Raw genomic sequence first — 2,328 nt, forward strand, 5'->3', positions numbered from 1 at the left:
CTGACCCGCCGCCCGCCTGCCGCCTCGTGGAAAACCCGCCGCCGATGCGTCCTGTTACTGGGCGGCTTTCACGATCTCAGCTCAATTGGTGGAGATTTCCACAACATATTGCGGCCGCTGCATGTGCGGCAACCAAATTCTCCTTTACAGAGTCCGGCTTTGCCACCACCATATCTTGTAAGGGCTTGTTGGCTTTCCCGCAGGCCCTGCAGCAGGCACCCAAGCCTTGTGGGGCATCCGCTCGTCAAGGCTACAACTCACGAGGCCGGGCATGTCGCTTTCCGAAGACTTCCTGCACAGCGAAGACCTTCACCCCATCGACGTCGTGGAATACCTTGCCGAGCACCGCGACTGGGAGTTCGACCGCGTCACCGACGACCAGATCGCGATGGCGGTGACCGGGCAGTGGCGCACCTATGCGATCACGCTGGCCTGGTCGAGCCATGACGAGATGCTGCGGCTGATCTGCACCTTCGAGATGGAGCCGCCGGAAGACAGGCTGTCCGCGCTCTACGAGACGCTGAATGCGACCAACGACATGTGCTGGGCCGGCGCCTTCACCTATTGGCACGACCAGCGGTTGATGGTCTGGCGCCACGGGCTGATGCTGGCTGGCGGCCAGCCGGTCGCGCCCGAACAGGTCGACCGGCTGATCCGCACCGCGGTCTCGGCCTCGGAACGGTTCTATCCCGCATTCCAGCTTGTCGCCTGGGGCGATCGCAGCCCTGCGGAAGCGCTGCAAGTCGCCATTGCAGAGGCTTATGGCCGCGCCTAACCTCGCCCCCCGAGGATAACAGGGGATCACGGGAATGCAGATGGACGACCTCGCCGCCCGGGGGCTGGTGCTTCTGGGCTGCGGCAAGATGGGCTCGGCGCTACTGGCGGGCTGGCTGAAGGGCGGGCTGCCCGCCGGTTCGGTCTGGGTGCTCGATCCCGGCCCGTCCGACTGTCTGCGCGCCCGCGCGGCCGAGGGGCTGCACCTGAACGCGCCGCTGCCCGCAAATCCCGCCATCGTGATACTAGCGGTCAAGCCGCAGGCGATGGAGGCCGCGCTGCCGCGGGTCGCGGGGCTGGCCGATGGGCGCACGCTGTTCCTGTCGGTTGCGGCGGGCAAGACGCTGGGCTGGTTTGCCGAGCGGCTGGGCTCCGCCGCCCCGGTGATCCGCGCCATGCCCAACACGCCGGCCGCCGTGGGCCGGGGCATAACCGCGCTGATCGGCAATGCGCAGGTCGATGAGGCTGGCCTCGCGCTGGCCGAAACGCTGCTGTCGGCGGTGGGCCAGACCATCCAGCTGCAATCCGAGGACCAGATGGACGCCGTGACCGCCGTTTCCGGCTCGGGTCCGGCCTATGTCTTTCACCTGATCGAGACGCTGGCCGCCGCCGGAGAGGCGCAGGGCCTGCCACCCGCCATGGCGCTGCGGCTTGCGCGCGCCACCGTCGCAGGCGCGGGCCAGCTTGCCGAGCAGGCCGCCGAGAGCCCGTCCGAGTTGCGCGTCAACGTCACCTCGCCAGGGGGCACCACGGCGGCCGCGCTTTCGGTGCTGATGGACCCGGAAACGGGTTTCCCGCCGCTTCTGCACCGCGCCGTCGCCGCCGCCACCGCGCGCAGCAAGGAATTGGGATCGTGAGCGAAATCACCTGTGACGACTTCCGGAAGGTCGATATCCGCGTCGGCCGGATCACCCGCGCCGAACCCTATCCGGAGGCGCGCAAACCCTCGATCAAGCTCTGGGTGGATTTCGGCCCCGATATCGGCGAGAAGAAAAGCTCGGCACAGATCGCCACGCATTACACCCCCGACGACCTGCCGGGAAAACATGTGCTGGCGGTGGTCAACTTCCCGCCCCGGCAGGTCGGCCGGTTCATGTCCGAAGTGCTGGTTCTGGGCTTGCCCGACGCGGATGGCGAGGTGGTTCTGATCGGGCCGGACAGGCAAGTACCGATCGGGGGGAGGATGTTCTGATGACGAAGATACTGGTGACGCGGCCGATGCCGGGCCGCGTGGGACCGGTCGTGCGCGAACTGGGCGAGGTCGAGATGCGCGACAGCAACCTGCCGCTCTCGGAGGACGAGATGCGCCGCGCGCTGGCCGAATTCGACATCGTGCTGCCCACGCTCGGCGACCGGTTTTCCGCCGGGATCTTCGCCGCCGTGGATCAGCCGCGGGCAAGGCTGCTGGCCAATTTCGGCATGGGCTACAACCATATCGACGTGGCCGCCGCCCGCGCGCTGGGCATCGCCGTGACCAACACGCCCGGCGCCGTGACGGATGCGACGGCCGATATGGGGATGCTGCTGATCCTGATGACCTGCCGCCGCGGCGGC

Annotated in this window: 3 protein-coding genes and 1 pseudogene; all 4 read left to right on the forward strand. The window is 67.7% G+C overall.

Annotation, left to right across the window (positions count from 1 at the left end; all coding sequences use genetic code 11):
* Window positions 1-271: 271 nt before the first annotated feature.
* Window positions 272-775, forward strand: coding sequence for a YbjN domain-containing protein (locus ENN83_RS11110; RefSeq protein WP_287186999.1), 504 nt, complete (start codon window positions 272-274; stop codon window positions 773-775).
* A gap of 34 nt (window positions 776-809) precedes the next feature.
* Entirely contained in the window at window positions 810-1,631 is an 822-nt protein-coding gene (gene proC, locus ENN83_RS11115) for a pyrroline-5-carboxylate reductase (protein ID WP_287187002.1), read from the forward strand.
* On the forward strand, window positions 1,628-1,966 hold the full coding sequence (locus ENN83_RS11120; protein ID WP_287187004.1) for a tRNA-binding protein: 339 nt from the start codon (window positions 1,628-1,630) through the stop codon (window positions 1,964-1,966). Before proC ends, ENN83_RS11120 begins: the two co-directional genes overlap by 4 nt.
* Window positions 1,966-2,328: pseudogene (locus ENN83_RS11125) on the forward strand (D-glycerate dehydrogenase); the annotation flags it as partial. The gene ENN83_RS11120 and the pseudogene ENN83_RS11125, both read left to right, overlap by 1 nt.

The organism is Rhodovulum sp., from assembly GCF_011048875.1.
Lineage (GTDB): Bacteria > Pseudomonadota > Alphaproteobacteria > Rhodobacterales > Rhodobacteraceae > Rhodovulum > Rhodovulum tesquicola.

What these genes read in the sequence shown, in the direction of transcription:
- ENN83_RS11110 (WP_287186999.1), top strand. Translation starts at nt 272, where the DNA reads ATGTCGCTTTCCGAAGACTTCCTGCACAGCGAAGACCTTCACCCCATC.
- proC (WP_287187002.1), top strand. Translation starts at nt 810, where the DNA reads ATGCAGATGGACGACCTCGCCGCCCGGGGGCTGGTGCTTCTGGGCTGC.